At 53.6% G+C, this 16678-nt stretch carries 17 protein-coding genes and 1 pseudogene; 11 read left to right on the top strand and 7 right to left on the bottom strand.

Annotation, left to right across the window (positions count from 1 at the left end; genetic code table 11):
- Positions 1 to 19 precede the first annotated feature (19 nt).
- On the bottom strand, positions 20 to 829 hold the full coding sequence (locus C4542_08345) for an ImmA/IrrE family metallo-endopeptidase (protein ID RJO60744.1): 810 nt from the start codon (positions 827 to 829) through the stop codon (positions 20 to 22).
- A 57-nt stretch (positions 830 to 886) separates the two neighbouring features.
- On the opposite strand from C4542_08345, the pseudogene C4542_08340 reads away from it, so the two are divergent.
- Positions 887 to 988, top strand: a pseudogene (locus tag C4542_08340) (energy transducer TonB).
- A 766-nt stretch (positions 989 to 1754) separates the two neighbouring features.
- On the opposite strand, the gene C4542_08335 reads toward C4542_08340, so the two are convergent.
- Both C4542_08335 and C4542_08330 read right to left on the bottom strand, forming a co-directional pair.
- The gene (locus tag C4542_08335) at positions 1755 to 2324 is read right to left on the bottom strand and encodes a LemA family protein (protein ID RJO60743.1); all 570 of its coding nucleotides are present in this window, start codon (positions 2322 to 2324) and stop codon (positions 1755 to 1757) included.
- An 80-nt stretch (positions 2325 to 2404) separates the two neighbouring features.
- Positions 2405 to 3085 (bottom strand): hypothetical protein, encoded by a 681-nt coding sequence (locus tag C4542_08330; protein RJO60742.1) that lies wholly within the window; start codon positions 3083 to 3085, stop codon positions 2405 to 2407.
- A 33-nt stretch (positions 3086 to 3118) separates the two neighbouring features.
- On the opposite strand from C4542_08330, the gene C4542_08325 reads away from it, so the two are divergent.
- A complete protein-coding gene (locus tag C4542_08325) occupies positions 3119 to 3439 on the top strand; it encodes a hypothetical protein (protein RJO60741.1) in 321 nt (106 codons plus the stop codon).
- Between the two features lie 16 nt (positions 3440 to 3455).
- On the opposite strand, the gene C4542_08320 is transcribed toward C4542_08325, so the two are convergent.
- Positions 3456 to 3662 (bottom strand): hypothetical protein, encoded by a 207-nt coding sequence (locus tag C4542_08320; GenBank protein ID RJO60756.1) that lies wholly within the window; start codon positions 3660 to 3662, stop codon positions 3456 to 3458.
- A gap of 250 nt (positions 3663 to 3912) precedes the next feature.
- Between C4542_08320 and C4542_08315 the strand changes: the two genes are divergently transcribed.
- The 8 genes from C4542_08315 (at position 3913) to C4542_08280 (ending at position 12383) form a co-directional block, all read left to right on the top strand.
- Positions 3913 to 4875: an ornithine cyclodeaminase family protein gene (locus C4542_08315; GenBank protein RJO60740.1), complete on the top strand. Its 963-nt coding sequence runs from the start codon at positions 3913 to 3915 to the stop codon at positions 4873 to 4875.
- A gap of 621 nt (positions 4876 to 5496) precedes the next feature.
- A complete protein-coding gene (locus tag C4542_08310) occupies positions 5497 to 8478 on the top strand; it encodes a hypothetical protein (protein RJO60739.1) in 2982 nt (993 codons plus the stop codon).
- Positions 8471 to 9142: a hypothetical protein gene (locus C4542_08305; protein ID RJO60738.1), complete on the top strand. Its 672-nt coding sequence runs from the start codon at positions 8471 to 8473 to the stop codon at positions 9140 to 9142. Before C4542_08310 ends, C4542_08305 begins: the two co-directional genes overlap by 8 nt.
- 342 nt (positions 9143 to 9484) lie before the next feature.
- On the top strand, positions 9485 to 9895 hold the full coding sequence (locus tag C4542_08300) for a hypothetical protein (GenBank protein RJO60737.1): 411 nt from the start codon (positions 9485 to 9487) through the stop codon (positions 9893 to 9895).
- A 179-nt stretch (positions 9896 to 10074) separates the two neighbouring features.
- Positions 10075 to 10287 (top strand): hypothetical protein, encoded by a 213-nt coding sequence (locus C4542_08295; protein RJO60736.1) that lies wholly within the window; start codon positions 10075 to 10077, stop codon positions 10285 to 10287.
- Between the two features lie 28 nt (positions 10288 to 10315).
- On the top strand, positions 10316 to 11356 hold the full coding sequence (locus tag C4542_08290; protein ID RJO60735.1) for a low-specificity L-threonine aldolase: 1041 nt from the start codon (positions 10316 to 10318) through the stop codon (positions 11354 to 11356).
- A 21-nt stretch (positions 11357 to 11377) separates the two neighbouring features.
- The gene (locus C4542_08285; GenBank protein RJO60734.1) at positions 11378 to 11728 is read left to right on the top strand and encodes a hypothetical protein; all 351 of its coding nucleotides are present in this window, start codon (positions 11378 to 11380) and stop codon (positions 11726 to 11728) included.
- A gap of 115 nt (positions 11729 to 11843) precedes the next feature.
- On the top strand, positions 11844 to 12383 hold the full coding sequence (locus C4542_08280) for a zinc-ribbon domain-containing protein (GenBank protein RJO60733.1): 540 nt from the start codon (positions 11844 to 11846) through the stop codon (positions 12381 to 12383).
- 84 nt (positions 12384 to 12467) lie between these two features.
- Here the strand turns inward: C4542_08280 and C4542_08275 are convergent, their stop codons facing one another.
- The 3 genes from C4542_08275 to C4542_08265 form a co-directional block, all read right to left on the bottom strand.
- On the bottom strand, positions 12468 to 13292 hold the full coding sequence (locus tag C4542_08275; protein ID RJO60732.1) for an SDR family oxidoreductase: 825 nt from the start codon (positions 13290 to 13292) through the stop codon (positions 12468 to 12470).
- A gap of 39 nt (positions 13293 to 13331) precedes the next feature.
- Entirely contained in the window at positions 13332 to 14075 is a 744-nt protein-coding gene (locus C4542_08270; protein RJO60731.1) for a YkgJ family cysteine cluster protein, read from the bottom strand.
- Between the two features lie 333 nt (positions 14076 to 14408).
- Positions 14409 to 15089, bottom strand: coding sequence for a hypothetical protein (locus tag C4542_08265; GenBank protein ID RJO60730.1), 681 nt, complete (start codon positions 15087 to 15089; stop codon positions 14409 to 14411).
- Positions 15090 to 15778: 689 nt separating this feature from the next.
- Between C4542_08265 and C4542_08260 the strand changes: the two genes are divergently transcribed.
- Positions 15779 to 16678 (top strand): hypothetical protein (locus C4542_08260; GenBank protein RJO60729.1); only part of this gene is annotated, 900 nt, incomplete at its 3' end.

The following is a 16678-nucleotide window of genomic DNA, read 5'->3' as shown; positions in this document are numbered from 1 at the left end:
TACGGGCGTGAGGAGTCCGCTAGCGGATGATTATCAGCGGAGCCGGGATTTTTAAGAAGGCGATGATTTTCTCAAGCGCCTTCCGGCATTTTTCGCGGCTTTCTACGCCATTCAACCTGATTATAGCGGCTAGCTCTTTTCCCATCTTTCTGGATACCGGCCAGTGCTCTGCCCACAGCGAGTCCAGTTCTTTGAAAAGGCCGTAGCGCCCTAGACGCAGAGACAACCCGGCGTAGTCCAGTGTCATTACCTGGGTATCTATCTCCGCCCCGATGGTGAAAGGTTTAATTTGTCTGGCATGGGTCACCTCTTGCGCCAGCTTTTTCAGACTCGTGTAGTAGCCGTCCCAATCCACAGCCTCAGCTTCGACCGCTTTATGGTTTAAACCGGCTATCAGTCGCTCCAAACCGATGTTGACGAGGGCTTTTCCCATGTCAAAACCACGCCTCGCAGCCCATAAATCGGCGGACTCGTCCATCACCAGGTTGTTTGTCCTGGCGGCCAGATGTTCGAGGGTGGGGATGAGGGGCTGGTCGCGCGCGCCTGCGAGGCTCGATGCCTGAGGATACCGCTCTTTGTGCTGCATTACGTGCGCCAGCTCGTGGGCGGCGGTGGCTTCCTGTGCAGTGTAGGGCAGCGAGGAGTCCAGCCAGATACGCTCTACTCCGTTATAGCTGTCGTGGTAGCCGCGCACAGTTCTCCTTATGAGGGGGTCGCCAAATTGCTCAAGCGAGAGGAAAACGATATTCCGTCCCAGGCCGTCCTGAACCTCAGCAACGGCATCATTCAGTCTTTTTGAGGCGTGCCGGGACTGTCCGGGAAGTTTCATATATCAGCCGGTTTAAGAGCAATCGTCAGGATTGATTATCACCATCCGCGGCTGGCGCCCCCGCCGCCGGAAGATCCTCCACTAAAACCGCCGGAACCTCCACCGCCACCTCCACCCCGGAAGCCGCCTCCCGAAGCAAACCACCCGGTTGACATGCCGCTGCTCGCTCTCGCCTTGTAGTTGCGCGAGAGGATGAAGTCCAGCAGCGCGCCGATGGCTCCGCTCACGATGGGAAGCACAATCGTGGCAACAACGCTTCCCAGGGCAACGCCGAGGATGATTCCCACGATGACGCCCCAGATGCCGCCCAGCCATATGCTCTTGCTGCGGGCCATGAAACCCATAAGGTAAACGGTGATATACCCCAGCACCCCGAGCAACACGGCATTATCCCCGACAAAATTCTGAGCCGGGTTGTCCTCCAGGGGGCCCGGCGGAGTACCGCCGCGGATGTAGTCTTCGATAGCGGCAGCGCCCTGCAGGATGCCAGCGCTATAATCGCCGTTTTTGAACTCTGGAATAACCTTGTCGTCGAGTATACGACCGGCGCGGCCGTCGGTGATGACGGGCTCAAGCCCGTAGCCCACCTCTATGCGCGCCTTGCGTTCGGTAAGCGCGACTATGAAAAGCACGCCGTTGTCCTGGTCTTTTTTACCGATGCCCCAGACTTCGAACAGCCCTATGGCATAGCCTTCTATAGTCTCTCCGTCGAGACTGATAATAGTAACAACTGCTACCTGCGCCGTGGTGTCTTTTTCGAGCTGCGCCAGGTCGGCCTCAAGCGCGGCCTGGGAGGACGGCGGCAGCAGGTTGGCAAAGTCGCTGACATAGCCCTGCGGCCTGGGGAAAGTTATTGCCAGCGCAGGCCAGGCGGTCGCCAGCGCCAGAACGAGCGCCAGGAAGCCTGCCCCCAGGAAACGCTTCATCAGAACTCCACGACCGGCGGCTTGTCGGCCCCGGAGACACTGGCAAAGTACTCGCGCTCGTCAAAATTGAAGATGCCGGCGATTATGTTGGTGGGGAAGCTCTTTACGGCCGTGTTATAATCGCGCACGGCATCGTTATAGCGCTTGCGTTCCACGCTGATGCGGTTCTCGGTGCCGGCCAGTTCATCCATCAGTCCTATCATAACCTTGTCAGATTTTATTTCAGGATTATCCTCTACGATGACCAGCAAACGGCTCAGGGCATTCTCAAACTGGATGGAAGCCGCTGATTTCTCCTCTACCGTTTGCGCGGAGCCATAGGCAGCTCGCGCCTCCGTTATCTCGCCAAAAATAGCCAGTTCCTGCTTCAGATAGCCCTTGACCGTGGCGACCATGTTAGGTATCAGGTCAAAGCGGCGCTGGTATTGCGTCTCGACCTGTGCCAGTTGCGAATCAACTGCCTGGGATTTTTTAACCAGACCGTTGTAGCTGCCGGCAATTCCCAGGCCTATCGCCAGTATGATTACCAGGACCAACCCGATGGCGATCAACCAGCCGAAACGTTTCATATTCCCTCCCGCTCGTTAGTTGTCTTGCCAGGATATTATATGACACATCGTGTAGACAGACAAAATACCAGAATCCTGAACTATAAGTCCGCCCGGTCGTACAGCAGTCGAGTGACTATCACCGGAAGAAGTTTTTTGCCCTTGTCGATATCCTCACTCAGCCCGGCGGTGGCGCGCCTGAGCAGGATGAGCGCAAACAGCAGCGCGTAGGCCAGAACCACGGCCAGGCTCTCTCCCAGAAGCCAGGCGGCCAGCGGCAATACGGCAAAACCCAGTATCATCCCCAATGGGAAGCTGTTGCTGGGCGGCCCGCCGAAGCGCAACTTTTCGCTCATGGTTTGCTCCTTATTCAGAAAACGCGGGATGGTGCGTATCAAAAAACCGCCAAGCATCGGGATGAGGGCGATCAGCAACGGCAGCGGGGTCAGGGCCAGCGCCATGGCCACGCCCACGCTGTTGCCCTTCTCACCGTCGAAGTGGTGGAAGATGGGCCACATCTGCCCCGCCACCACCGCCAGCCCGCCGGCCACGATGACGGCTATATCCAGATGCAGCCAGCGTCCTATCAAAATGGTCAGGACGCCCCTTGCCAGTTCCAGAAAAACAGCTAGAAACCAGACAGCCCGGCCGCACTGGCGCCACAGTTCATGGTGCAAATCGCCGCTAAGGCGCTTGCCGTACAGCAGTCCCAGCAGGTACAGGTGCGGCACAGAGCCCACCAGGTAAGCGCCGAGGATGAATGCGAGGTCGGAAAGCGTCATCGTCACACTCCTCAAGTTTTGCGGCTATTGTAAGTGAAAAGAGGGACGCAGGCAAGCGGGGCATTTATTCTTCTCTCCCTTGAGGGGAGAGATAAGAGTGAGGGTGATACCATAAAAATAAAGATAATAACCATGCCGGAGGTCCGCCTGAGGAGGGCCGAAGCATCTGGAGGGGGGCATCTCACACGGGTGGGGAATGCCTCGCCCCTCCTTTCTCACATACACTACGAATCGGGAGTCTTCCTTGAAATGGTCACGCGTTCAAAAGGCATTCGCATCCGCGCTGCATCGCAAATGGGCGATGCGGCGCGCAACATGAAGCTTGTGGGTTGGGAGAGGCTGGATAAGCGGTGAGGTGTACGAGGTGAGCTTACTTTTCGCCTTCCTTGAGTTCTTCAGTTATATCAGTAACCATCTTAAGGAATAGTTTCCTGATTTTTTTCATCACCTGCTCGGCGGCCTTTTCACCGGCCCGTTTGGCCTCATCCGCTGCGGCTCTGGCATCCGCGGCTGCCTTTTCCGCCAGTTCTATGCTCGACGATATTTCATCCAGTATTTCAGGTAACGGCTTCTCCATGATTTCATGTTTTTTGATAGCTTTTAAATCCTTTAAATCTTTTTGTTCCACGGTTTTTCTCCTCACATTATGGAGCGATTTTTTTGCCCCACTCTTTATATATAACGTAAGGGAGGCAAAATTGTCAGTTTTGAATAGGTGCGCACATGTTTGGGGTAATTTTTCAATCCATTCTCACCTGTGCTTGACATTAAATCCGCCACGGGATAGAGTCAAATGGAACCCACAATACTGCGAAGGAGGATGCTTAATGCCGACACTGTTCCTGGGTAAAAGCGAAATACTGCCGCTTCTCGACATGAAAGAGGTCATCCCCGCCGTGGAAAACGCCTTCCTGCAATGGTCGCTGGGCAAGGCCCAGATGCCGCCCAAGTCATACCTGACCGTGGATAAAGGCGACTTCCGCGCCATGCCGGCTTCGCTGCCCGGCGCCGCCGGTCTGAAATGGGTGAACGTCCATCCCGGCAACCCCGCACAGAATTTGCCTACCGTCATGGCGGTCATCATCTATAGCGACCCGGAAACGGGCTACCCGCTGGCCGTCATGGACGGCACCGACATCACGGCCTACCGCACCGGCGCGGCCTCGGCGGTGGCCTCAAAGTATCTCGCATGCCAGAACTCCCGCACGCTGGGGCTGGTGGGGGCCGGGCGGCAGGCATACACCCAGCTCATGGCGCACGCGGCTATTTATGACCTCCAGCTTGTCAAGGTCTATGATATATCCGCAGCCTGCATAGAGAGGCTCATCCGCGCTTTCCCGCAGTATCGCATCGAGGCTCACACGCTGCCGGAAGTAATGGAGTCCGACATCGTATGCACGGTCACGCCGGCGCATCAGCCCATCGTGAAGAAGGAATGGGTCGGGCCGGGCGTGCATATCAACGCCGTCGGCGCGGACGCTCACGGCAAAGAGGAGCTAGACCCCGACATCCTGAACGAGGCCGTCATCTTCGTGGACGATATGCGGCAGGCCAGCACCTCCGGCGAGATAAACGTGCCGCTCGACAGGGGGTTGCTCGACCCGGGCCGCATCCGCGGCTCGCTGGCCGACCTGGTGGGCGGGTCGAAAGTCGGACGGGTGAGCGACAAGGAGATAACTGTTTTCGACTCCACGGGACTGGCTATCGAGGATATCGCCTGCGCTCGCCTGATTTACGAGAAGGTGAAGGGCAAAGAGGGCTACACGCGGCTGAACCTCATCGAGGGGTAAAGGTATCCAACCTCTCCCTATAACCTGCGCCCCTTCCCTTTTACTCTCTCGCCCGCCTCAGCGGGAGAGAGTCTGGAGTGAGGGCGTAAAGGGAGAGTAAGAGGGATTTAGCCCCGTCTTTGTAGGGGCATAGCGTGTGCTATGCCCGCCTCGTAATCGTCCCGTCGTTGCGAGGAGGCTGAAAGCCGACGCGGCAATCCCGTTCCCATGTTGTCATGCTGGAAGCCATGAGGGATGGCTGAAGCATCCGGGGTGGGGTCTTTGCTTATCCACGGGCGAGGCATGCCTCGCCCCTACGTCGATTCGTTTTCGTTTCAAGGAGAAAATTTTTTCGGGAAACGAACCATGTTTTTCAGGCATGTCCCGTGCGTGGAATCGTTTTTTCGTAAGGCTCCGTTGGGGGTTCGTCAGGGCTTTTACGAATGGGTCATTTGTGCCTGAATCGTATTCGTAAGGCTTCGCGCTGTTAATGTTCGAGACTTTTCCGCTGTTTGACACAGGGTATATAATAGCACAAGTGTTCTGGTGGTTGGCAAGGGGTGATTGTCGTGTTGACCCCTGTTACCCCAGTAGCATTAATGCTACAATACGTATCAATTCAGTAGCATTATTAGCAATGCCATGAACAAAGACGAAGCCCGCCAGAAAATATCCGAGCTGGTCAAGAAGTACGAAGCCTTAACCAGCAAAGAAATTAAATCCTACAACGAGGCCAATACTAAACAAGGCTTCATTCTACCGCTCTTTGCCGCTTTGGGATGGGATGTCTTTGACACCCACGAAGTTGCGATGGAAGAAGCCGCCTCGAACAAGCGTGTGGACTTTGCTTTCAAGATAAACGGCGTGGCGCGCTTCTATCTCGAAGCCAAACCCCTCAAGGCAGACTTAAACAACCCCGAATATATTAAACAGGCCATCACCTACGCCTACAGCAACGGCGTAACCTGGGCTGTGCTGACCAACTTCGAGGAACTGCGCCTGTTAAACGCGCAAAAAAGCTCTCCCTTTATCCAGCTTAACTATAAAGATTATGTCAGCAGTTTCGATAAGCTATGGCTGCTGTCTCGCGAGGCGATAACCTCGGACGCGTTCAGTAAAGAAGCCACCGGATACGGCTCGCTGCCCCCTCTCATCCCAATAGAAGAAAGGCTGTTCAAGCAACTACGCGCTTGGCGCGGCAACCTCTTTAACGAGCTTTACCATTACAACAAGTGGCTCAAGCCTGAACAAAGAGACGAGGTTATCGAAAAGCTCTTTAACCGCCTTATCTTTATCCGCACCGCCGAAGACAGGAAACTGGAAGAGCGCAAGCTGCGCTCCGCCGTTCACAAGTGGGACAGCGGCGGACACAAAAAAGGCGAGCTTGCCGCCGCGCTCCGCGAAATATTCGCCTATTACACCAATTACTATGACAGCGACTTGTTCAAGGAACACCTTTTAGATAGCGCCAAGCTGGAGATTGATGAATACATCATCAAAGAAATACTGAACGGGTTATATGAAATCCCCGGCGGCATAGCCGACTATGATTTCGCAGTAATCGAACCTGACATTCTTGGGCACGTTTATGAACAGTATCTGGGCTATGTGGCGAAGATATTGCAAGAAAAAGCCAAAGACACTCAGGCTCAATTAGGGCTTGGCCTTGCGGTAGAACAAGACTACCAGATGGTTGAAAAGAAAGTTCACCGCAAAGAGCAAGGTATTTACTACACGCCCAAATTCGTCACCGACTACATTGTTAAAGAAACTGTCGGGCGTTTCATCAAGGAAAACGAGGCCGAAGGCTACAACAAGATTTTGAATATGAAAATCCTGGACCCCGCCTGCGGTTCAGGTTCGTTCCTTATCCGCGCTTATGACGAGCTATTGAAATACCATGCTAAGGTGCAAAGTAAAGCAGTAAATGAACTCGAGCAAAATGAACGAATGCGCTATTTGTCCGGTAATATTTTTGGCGTTGATCTGGACGAACAAGCGGTTGAGATTGCCTGCCTGAATTTGCTGCTACGCGGCCTTGCTAATCGGGACTTGTTGCCGCCGCTCACGGATAATATTAAACGGGGCAACTCGCTCATTTCCGGCACGGAAAAAGAGTTGAAGGGCTATTTCGGCAAAGACTGGAAGGCCAAGCACCCCTTTAATTGGGAAGAAGAGTTTAAGGACATTATGGCGGGCGGGGGGTTCGATGTGGTGATTGGCAACCCACCTTACGTGCGCATCCAATCGCTACCGAAAGACGAGGCTGATTATTTTCGTTCCCATTATGATTCCGCCTTCGGCTCTTTCGACATCTATGTGCTGTTTATAGAAAAGGCCATAAGGCTATTAAAAACAGGCGGACAACTGGGGTTCATTACTTCGGGCAAGTTTCTTAAGTCCGACTACGGCAAGAAAATACAGCAAGTGATACACGAACAGTGCACTGTCGAAGACATTATTGACCTGTCGGCACAGCAGGTATTCGCCGAAGCCACCACTTATCCTGTCATCGTAATCCTTCGTAAAGGCGTAGGGGCGAATGGCCATTCGCCCCTACTGAATTATGTGTTTATGCCCGCCGACGGCATTCAACCGCCGGACATCGCTTCTATGACGCCCGTTAAAGCCGCGCAGGATGCCATTATTAAAGGGGTATGGCCGCTTTCGGTAACAGGCGACAGGTTGCTTGCCAAACTTCAGCAGAAAGCCGAACTTTTGGGCGAAATAACCGAAAGAATCTTCGTTGGTTTGCAAACAAACGCCGATACAATATTCGTAATGGAAAAACGGAGTGCGTGCGAAAACGGCAAATTCAGAGCCTATTCCCGCAGCTTGACGAAGGAAGTGGAACTGGAATCCGCTTTACTCAAACCTTTTCTCATGGGTAATGACATCGAGCGTTATCGCTATCCAGTTACCCCTCAATTGTTGTTATTCCCTTACAAAGTATCTAACGGACATGCGGAACTCATCACTCCGCAAGATTTCACTTCTTCATACCCGCTGTGCTGGAAATACCTACTGGATAATCGCAAAGCCCTTGAAAATAGGGAAAACGGCAAAATGAAGCATGAGAACTGGTATGCTTATATTTACCCCAAAAGTCTAGCTTTGCATGACAAACCAAAACTTCTTACTGGCGTTCTGGCTAACAAAGCCCGTTTTACAATCGATAAACATGGAGGCTTCTACTTTACAGGCGGCGGTAATGCGGGCGGGTACGGCATAACATTGAAATCAACCACAAAAGAATCCCCTCTTTACGTTCTCGGCTTGCTCAACTCAAAATTGCTCGACTTTAATCTCAAAAAATTAAGTAGCCCGTTCAGGGGCGGCTTCTTTTCATACGCCCAGCGTTACATTGAACGCCTTCCCATTCGCCAGATCGACTTCTCCGTCCCAGCCGAAAAGAAGGCGCATGACAGGCTGGTGGCGCTGGTGGAAAAGATGCTGGAGCTAAACAAGAAGCTGACTCCCATCCGCGACCAGTATTCCCACGAGCGCGACGGGCTGGTCAAAGAAATTGAAAAGACCGATAGCGAAATAGATAATCTGGTCTATGACCTTTACGGCCTCAATGAAGAGGAAATTAAGATTGTCGAAGGCAAAACCAATGACTGAAGCTAAACGAAAACCTTTAGTTAAAATCGAGACAAAACGAAAAGTCGGACGGCCTCGTTTGCCAACCCTGGAAGAGATGATTAACCGAAAGCTCGCGGATATTGAGAAACTAAGAACGGAAATAGATCCGACTGGAAAAACAAAAAGTCGGGCCAAGCTCACTAAATTGGTTAAGCTCCAACAAGAGGAAAACAAAATAAGAGCGTTGTTGAAAATAGCCACGGATAATGAAGCAACGAAATTTAAAAAAGACGAAGAACCTCCTATTATGGGCGTGCCTGTCAAGGAGTTGGCTTTATTAATGGCCCTGAATTGTGTCAGAAACACTGTCATTGAGGATTATCATGCTCGCGGCATTATATCTCAGGAAGAGATGAAGGAATTTAATAAACTGGTCGTCAACAAGTTGTACACTATCCTTCATTATCTTTTTAATGGGACATTGGAAGAGCAAGACTGTTTACTAAGAAGCATTAGTTTATGCTATCCATATAATTGGGATCAGCCGGTAATCGATGAGGGCTTGGATGTTCAAACCTTTTTAAAGAACCCTGAGCTTTTGACCGGGCTGATGATAATGACAGAATTATCTCCCCACTATTATAAACCCACAAAATCCCGCACAATCCCCTTTTCGCAAAGCGAGAAAAGAACCAGCCTATAATAGCAATAACCCTGGATTCCCGCCTGCGCGGGAATGACAGAGAAAATCCCCCTCAATCCCCCTTTTTCTAAAGGGGAGGTTTCACCCCCACCCCAGATGCTTCGGCCAGCCGGAGCCTGTACTGAGCACTTCGTCCACTCAGCGTAAACTCCGTGAATGTATGGCCTCCGGTATGACAACCAGGGAACTACCCCTCACTTTAATTCTCTCCCTCAAGGGGAGAGAGAAAGGAATGAGTGGGAACACGTGGATGGTTGCGGCGCGGTTGCCGTGGTGGTAACATTTGGGCGGTTCGACAGGCTGGCAATGGCCTCAAAAGAATAGCGGAGGAGGGAAAAAGCAGTGCAAAAATCCACAGTAGGCGGCATCCTCTCCATAGTAGCCGGCGCGCTGGGGGTGGTGAGCGGGCTGATACTCATCATGGTGGCCCTGTTCGCGTCGGCCATATTCAACGACCCGAGTATTTTCGGCGACTTTTCCACGGCGGACGGGCAGTTTCTGACCATACTGGCGGTCTTTTACGGGCTGGCCGGCGTGTTCATGATTGCCATCGGGGCGCTGGGCATCGTCGGGGGCGTTTTCGCCATCCAGAGAAAGAGATGGGGCTGGGCACTGGCGGGCGCCATCGCAGGCTGCATCAGCTTTTTACCGATGGGCGTGGGCGCGGTGGTCCTGATAGCCATGGGCCGCTCCGAATTTGGACAAAGTGCGTCCGGCGCTCCGCCGCAGCCGCCGGGTAACATTGTCGCCTGATGATAAAAAAGCCGTACAAATAGATGATAGAGGTGGGGCGCCTCGCCCTTGTTTGAAGATTGGCGGGCTCTCATGAGTTAAAACATATGGAGGGACGGGTTTTAAACCCGTCCCTCCTCATTTTTAGTGATTGCCTATTGTCGTTATATGGCATAGAATTACCTCAAGCGGAGAGGAACATGATTAACATACTGGGTTTTGCCGGAAGCCTGCGCCAGTCATTCATAACTCTCGATATGCACGCGGTGAACAAACCGGAGGTGTTCGTGACTTTTGCCGCCCAGAAATTCGACGCCGAAGGCAAACTGGTCGACGAGAAAACCCGCGAGACAGTAAGGTCATTGCTCAAAACTCTCGTCGAGAAGGCGCGCCCGGCAGCCGGCAAGACTTAAATTATTTGACGCTCAGGGAGACCGAACGATGAAAACCATCGATTTGAGAAGCGACACCATAACGCATCCCACCGATGAAATGCGCCAGGCCATGTACAAGGCCGAGGTGGGCGACGACGTTTTCGGCGAAGACCCCACGGTCAACCGCCTGGAAGAGCTGGCGGCGCAGAGGATGGGCAAGGAAGCCGCCCTCTTCACGCCCAGCGGCACCATGTCCAACCTGCTGGCGGTGCTGTCCCAGACCAGACACGGCGACGAGATAATACTAGGGAGCGAAGCGCATATATTCTGGAACGAGGTGGGAGGGGCTGCCGCGCTGGGCGGAGTGGTGATGCGCACGGTAGAGAATGCATCGGACGGGACCATGGACATCAGCGCGGTTGAAGCCACCATTCGCTCTCAAAATATCCACTACCCGCCCACCACGCTGCTGTGCCTGGAGAACACGCATAACCGCTGCGGGGGTTCCGTTCTCAGCGCGGAATACACAGCGGAAATCTGCGGCATGGCGCACTCGCGCGGGCTTAAAGTCCATCTGGACGGGGCGCGCATCTTCAATGCTGAGGTAGCGTTGGGAGTCTCCGCTACTGTACTTGCAGCACCTGCCGACTCGGTATGCTTCTGCCTGTCTAAAGGGTTGAGTGCGCCGGTGGGCTCGCTGCTGTGCGGCTCGCAGGATTTCATCGTGCGGGCGCGCAAGCTGCGCAAGATGGTGGGGGGAGGCATGCGCCAGGCCGGCGTCATCGCGGCGGCCGGCATCATCGCCATCGAGAAGATGGTGCAGCGCCTGGCCGAAGACCACGCCAGCGCCAAAAAGCTGGCGCTGGGCATTGCCGCCATAAAGGGCATGAAGATAGACCCCTCAGAGGTGCAGACCAATATCGTCATGTTCGAGCCGCCTGAAAATATGGAAGCCCCCGCTTTTATTAAACTCATGCAGGGCGCAGGCGTGCTGTTCACCTATCCGGGAGGACACCGGGTGCGCGCGGTGGTGCACCGCATGATAAGCGCTGCCGACATAGATGAAGCATTGATGCGCATCAAACAGGCTATCGGGAAACCTGTTTAATATGCGGAGGGGGAACACGCCATGGCCAACCGCCTGAAGGTATGCAAGCGCTGCATGGAGCGCCTGAGCGCATCCGAGGAAGCCAGCCAGGACCTGGGATCGTACCTGGTAGCTACCGGAAGCGCCGGGGTGGAGATGGTGGATAACGAGGAATTTTGCCAGTTAAAGATGGCCTGCGGGGATAAGGCGAAGCCAGAAAAGCCTCCACGGAGCCTGGCGGATGTCAGCGAGATTGAAATAGATTCAGCCATTTCCGATTTGCTCAAACAGCTTAATCTGCACTCGTATTCTCTAGCGGGCGCCAAAGAGCTGAAGGCAGCCATCAAAACCGAGTGGCTCAAGGCGCGGGAAGCCAAGAAAAGCGCGCCCTGACGACGAGGGCGACGCACGCGTCGCCCCTACATGATGGTGGTGTCTCGCGGGGACTCCCTGGAATAGCTACCCCTTCTCCATGCTATAATAGTGCCAAATAACGCAAGGAGGAAAAATGGCGTTCTGCGCAAATTGTGGAGCCAAAGTCGGAGATAATGATAAATTCTGCGGGTCTTGCGGCGCGACACGCGTGCCGGGTGCGCCTGCCGGACAGGTGCCTCCTCCCCCACCCCCGCCGATATATAGCGCGCCTCCCGGCGGATACCAGCAGCCCGGAATGCAGCAGCCCATGCAGCCGATGGTTGCTCCCGGAGCGAATACCGGAGATTCATCCACCGGACTCAAGGCCAACATCGCCGGCCTGCTGTGCTATCTTGGATGGTGGGTAACGGGGATTATTTTCCTCGTGATAGAAAAGAAAAGCCAATTCGTTAGATTCCATGCCGCACAATCTCTGGTAGCGCTTGGGGCTATCAACATATTGGCGATCATTCTCAACTTCCTTCCTTTTGTCTGGTGGTTGGGCTCAATAGTGGGCTTCCTGGGTGTTGTATTGATGTTTGTGATGATGTATAAAGCCTACCAGGGAGAAACATACAAGCTGCCTATCGTGGGCGACATTGCGCAGGGTATTGCCGGAAAAGTGCAAATGTAGATACGAGACAACGGGAAGTCCGCGCTCCATATCAGGCGGACCGACATCGTGATTCTAGAACAGGGGGCACAGCATGCTGTGCCCCTACCCTTTTTTTGTATTCCTCGCGGCTTTTATGAAGTCAGGCAGGGCCATCAGCGCCCGCAGGTAGCGCTCAGGCCGTTCGGCGGAATAACATTTCCCGGTGACACTCCCGGGCTTGACCGCGCACATCTCGACAGCCACGCGCTGCACCCGCGCCATGGGGGTGGCGAAGGTTTTCAAAAGAACGGGCATAATGCCCATTTTCGGTTCCGTCTCGGGACAGGTCTGCACATCCTTGTAGATGTCCGTCTCCACCATCCCCGGGAAGAGGCAGTTGATAGATAGCGGTTTGCCTTTGTTCTCTGCGGCCAGACTGAGTGTGAGGCTGGTGACGGCGGCCTTGCTGGCGCCGTAGGGGGACTGGTAAGGGCTGGCATTGCCGTGCCCGCCGCGCCCGCTCATGTTGATGATTGTGCCGCCGCCTCTGGAAAGGAAATAAGGGATGAGCAGCCGGCAGGCATAGAAGGTGCCCAGCAGGTTGATGTCAACGACCTGTTTTATCTCGGCTGCGGGCATGGATTGCAGAGTGCGGTAGCCGCCGGAAATCCCGGCGTTGTTGACCCAGACGTCGATTCTGCCGAACTCCGCCAGGCTGTTTTCGAATAGGCGCTCTACATCTTCTTCGCGGGAGACATCCGCCGCAAAGCCTTTTACAGCCAGCCCTTCCCGGCGCAGCTCCTCGACGCAGCAGGAGACTCCCGCGACGCTTCTGGAAGAAAGCATAACGCTCGCGCCTGATTGGGCGCAGGCCTGGGCGATAGCCCGCCCGATACCGCGGCTGGAACCGGTGACGACCACGATTTTATCCTTTAACGATGTTTTCATGCATTTGTGCCCTCAAATCGAAGCGCTAAGGTTTGTTTTTTATTTACCTGGAGAATCAGAGTTAAACAGCCTCTCGACCTCCAGAACGACTTCTGGTAAGCTTGCCCTCAGCAGTTTATATACCAGTTTGGGCAGGTTTTCTTGGTGCAGAAAGAGTCTGGGATCTGTCAGCTCCGCCATCCTGCGCAGGTTCGCCTGTGAGGGCGCGACTTCGAAGATGGTGGCTAAAGTATCACTATCGGCGCGGCAATAGTCGTGATGGCTCACCGAAAAGTAGGCGGCACAGCACACCGGCCTGACCGGATAGATGGAACACTGGCCTGCGTCTAAAAAAGGGCAGGGGATGGTACATGCGTGATAGGCTGAAAGCAACTCCTGGGAATAAGGTTTCACGACGGCGGCAGATGCGGTATGTTCTTCCAGACTGCTGAAAACGGCGGCGGCCTGTGGATTATCCTCGATAGTACGCAGCCATTTTCCGTAACCGCGCAGGAAGGCTGACATGGCTTTTCCACTGGCATAAAGGTAATCGGTTATCAGCAGGGCGTGGGAAACAGAAACGGACACGAAATGCTCGCAGCAATGCGTGCAGCCCTTCCGGCACGTGATGCCTTCCTCCGGAGAGTCGCTGTACGGACGGATCTCCTCCTGTATCTCCCCGAAGATATGCTCCAGCACCTGCCTGTACTGCCGCGTGTACTCTTTGCGCCATTCGCCGGATTCCCCATGGCGGGCTTTTCTCTGCACCTCTTTGATAAGGGCTAAATCTGTAGAGGCGGACATATAGTTGCCAGTATAGCAACAATCGGCCTGGGAGAAAAACGATGGGTAGCAAGCCAATTTGACAGAATAGTTAAGTGTGAATAAACTATTAATTTGTTGTTAACTATACAGGCAGTCAGATGGGCACTGAAAAAAGCGAGACCATAAAAAAGATAACCGAATTGCAGCGCGAGCTGGCCAAGGTCATGGTCAAGCGCGCCTTACTCGCCTCCAAGTAAGTAACAGGCGACTTGAGTCATCCTGAAGAGCCGCCCCAACCGGGGCGGCTCTTGCTTTTGCGCATCATGCCAAACTCCGCAGGGCTAAATTACCGAGAGGGTCGGGGGCGGCGACTCAGGCGCGCTGGGGCAACAGGGTCTTAAGTTTCCCGATTTCAAGCCCGGTTTCCTGGGAGAGGGTTTGCAGCGAGGCGCCGGATTGCTCCATCACTTGTTTAAGGTATTCTTTGAAGGTAATGTTTTTCTCCCAGCATCCGTAGAAATGCTGATGCAGGATGTATGCCAGTGCTTCTGATGGCAGGCGGTGGCCCTTATTGGTTGAAGCCTCTTCACTCATGGCGTCCGGGATTCCCATTACCACCAATCGGCTATCCACAATATTGTAACGCATGCTGTAAACCATGGAACAGGTAGAGTATCTTACCTCGGCGCCAGCCATGGTATAGAGGTAACCCATGTACAAACGGTCATGGAACTGGGGCAGTAAAAATCGCACCGTCACCCCGCGACCAACCGCATTCTCGATAACTTTGAGGATGTTTTTGATGCGCCGCTCATCATCGGCGCCTCTTAGACGATGGCCGGTAACAACCCCTATAATGTCTTTCGCTGCTTCGTTCATGGAATCGGTAACCGCCTGAAAATATTCCATGCGCGTTAGCGTTTTGGTAGCTTTGCTGACCTCAAGCATAAGACGGCTGCGCTGGCGGCCCTCACGGATGTTAGCCACGAGCAAGACCATTGTAGCCAGCAGAAGCACTGATTCCAGTAAAAGCAGGGCGATTTCTATGCTCATACAAAACTCCTGAGGTCATCAGAATACATGTTTGAAATGCTTAACCAGGCTTTCAACTCTAGCACTGAGTCAGGGATGTTATTGAAATGCTGTTCCATCTCGACAAACCCTACACCTTCTCGGTTTTCTCCAGTTTCCATTCGTCAAGCTCCCATCCGGGCTTTTGCCGGACTCAATCATGATACAGCCGTTGTTAAGAACATTCAAGAATTAAATCATCTTTGCTATGAAGCGTGAACAGCAGTTGGCGGCCTTTTACTTCAAATGATGGGAACATTACGCCAGGAGGCGGCCAAAATGCTCTTTCTCACGCCTGGCGCAGGAAGAACTCAAACACAAGAGGGAGTTGGAACTGGAGCCCGAAGAACTGTTCACTGAACGGGAGTATAAACTTCGGGTTCCGAGGTTGAACACCACCGCAATCCTATAAACTGAACCTCTAGCCGGTTGTCCTTGTGATAATTAATCCTGCCGAGCGGGTTAGAATGTAATAGTATTGTAATGATTTCGCCCCCCATTTTATAACTATTTTAGTTGATGGGCTATATACTGGCTTCAAGATAGGAACGCAATGCCGTAACTATGCGGGCTTATTTGAATACTTTATGTTATATGGTAAAGTAATAGATAGAATGAATTCATGTGTGAGCAATCACACTGAGCACCTCTTGATTTAGAAAGAGGTGGGGGTGAAGATTAAAAGTATAGCGCGTATGCGGCTAAGGGTAATCTATATAATCCTGCCGGCCACGCTGGCGGCAAGGCTGACGGTTTCACTGTTGCTGGTGATGAGTCTCAGCCTGGTGGGGCTGGTGCTCATGCCTACTCCAGTCTATGCGGCAACCATAACCACAGCCGGTAGTGGCAACTGGAACTCCACTACTAACAACGCGCCGTGGCCTGGAGGGACGGTACCGGCTACAACCGATAATGTCGTAATCAGGCCGGGCGATACCGTTACCGTTACGGCCAATGCCACCATCAACTCTATTACCTTCGCTAATACTGCCACTGCCACAGGGACTTTGACAGTCAATTCAAGTGTGACTCTTACGGTCACTGCAGGCATCACGCTTCAGAACGCCGCGGACGACAGTACCGCTGCCGCCATATCAGGCGCAGGCGCGATTACCTGCGCCAGTGTCACCCTGGGTGGTACCAGCTCTCCTACAGCTAGCGCCACCGCCACTCTGGCATCGACTATCACTAACCTGACAATTGCCGGCAACCTGGCAATCACAAGCCAGCGCTCCGGCAGCACTGCCAATAATAATCCCACCTTCGCGCTCAATTCCGGTGCTGTCAGCGTCGGTGGCAGCATTGCTTTTACAACTGCCAACAACGCGGCTTCTATTGCAACGCTGACCATGGCAAGTGGAGCAGCGACTGGCACGCTTACCCTTTCAGGCGCTATTCCGTTTACAGATTCCAACAACGGTGGCGTCCCCACATTCACCGCTAACGGAACATCTGCCACGGTAGTTTACTCCGCCGCCGGTGCCCAAACAGTGAGAAATGTCACCTACACCAACCTTACGCTCTCCGGCAGCGGCGCCAAGACCCTGCAGACGGGTACCACCACCATCGGC

It is taken from the genome of Dehalococcoidia bacterium (genome assembly GCA_003597995.1).
Classification (GTDB): Bacteria; Chloroflexota; Dehalococcoidia; order Dehalococcoidales; family UBA1222; genus SURF-27.
Note: the sequence above shows the minus strand (reverse complement) of the source record. Positions and strands in the feature narration are given on the sequence as shown.

Excerpts from the sequence above, each read along its gene's own strand:
- C4542_08310 (RJO60739.1), top strand. The coding sequence starts at position 5,497 with ATGAACAAAGACGAAGCCCGCCAGAAAATATCCGAGCTGGTCAAGAAG.
- C4542_08315 (RJO60740.1), top strand. The coding sequence starts at position 3,913 with ATGCCGACACTGTTCCTGGGTAAAAGCGAAATACTGCCGCTTCTCGAC.
- C4542_08335 (RJO60743.1), bottom strand. The coding sequence starts at position 2,324 with ATGAAACGTTTCGGCTGGTTGATCGCCATCGGGTTGGTCCTGGTAATC.
- C4542_08265 (RJO60730.1), bottom strand. The coding sequence starts at position 15,089 with ATGAGCATAGAAATCGCCCTGCTTTTACTGGAATCAGTGCTTCTGCTG.
- C4542_08305 (RJO60738.1), top strand. The coding sequence starts at position 8,471 with ATGACTGAAGCTAAACGAAAACCTTTAGTTAAAATCGAGACAAAACGA.
- C4542_08285 (RJO60734.1), top strand. The coding sequence starts at position 11,378 with ATGGCCAACCGCCTGAAGGTATGCAAGCGCTGCATGGAGCGCCTGAGC.
- C4542_08275 (RJO60732.1), bottom strand. The coding sequence starts at position 13,292 with ATGAAAACATCGTTAAAGGATAAAATCGTGGTCGTCACCGGTTCCAGC.
- C4542_08290 (RJO60735.1), top strand. The coding sequence starts at position 10,316 with ATGAAAACCATCGATTTGAGAAGCGACACCATAACGCATCCCACCGAT.
- C4542_08345 (RJO60744.1), bottom strand. The coding sequence starts at position 829 with ATGAAACTTCCCGGACAGTCCCGGCACGCCTCAAAAAGACTGAATGAT.
- C4542_08330 (RJO60742.1), bottom strand. The coding sequence starts at position 3,085 with ATGACGCTTTCCGACCTCGCATTCATCCTCGGCGCTTACCTGGTGGGC.
- C4542_08320 (RJO60756.1), bottom strand. The coding sequence starts at position 3,662 with ATGGAGAAGCCGTTACCTGAAATACTGGATGAAATATCGTCGAGCATA.
- C4542_08280 (RJO60733.1), top strand. The coding sequence starts at position 11,844 with ATGGCGTTCTGCGCAAATTGTGGAGCCAAAGTCGGAGATAATGATAAA.
- C4542_08270 (RJO60731.1), bottom strand. The coding sequence starts at position 14,075 with ATGTCCGCCTCTACAGATTTAGCCCTTATCAAAGAGGTGCAGAGAAAA.
- C4542_08295 (RJO60736.1), top strand. The coding sequence starts at position 10,075 with ATGATTAACATACTGGGTTTTGCCGGAAGCCTGCGCCAGTCATTCATA.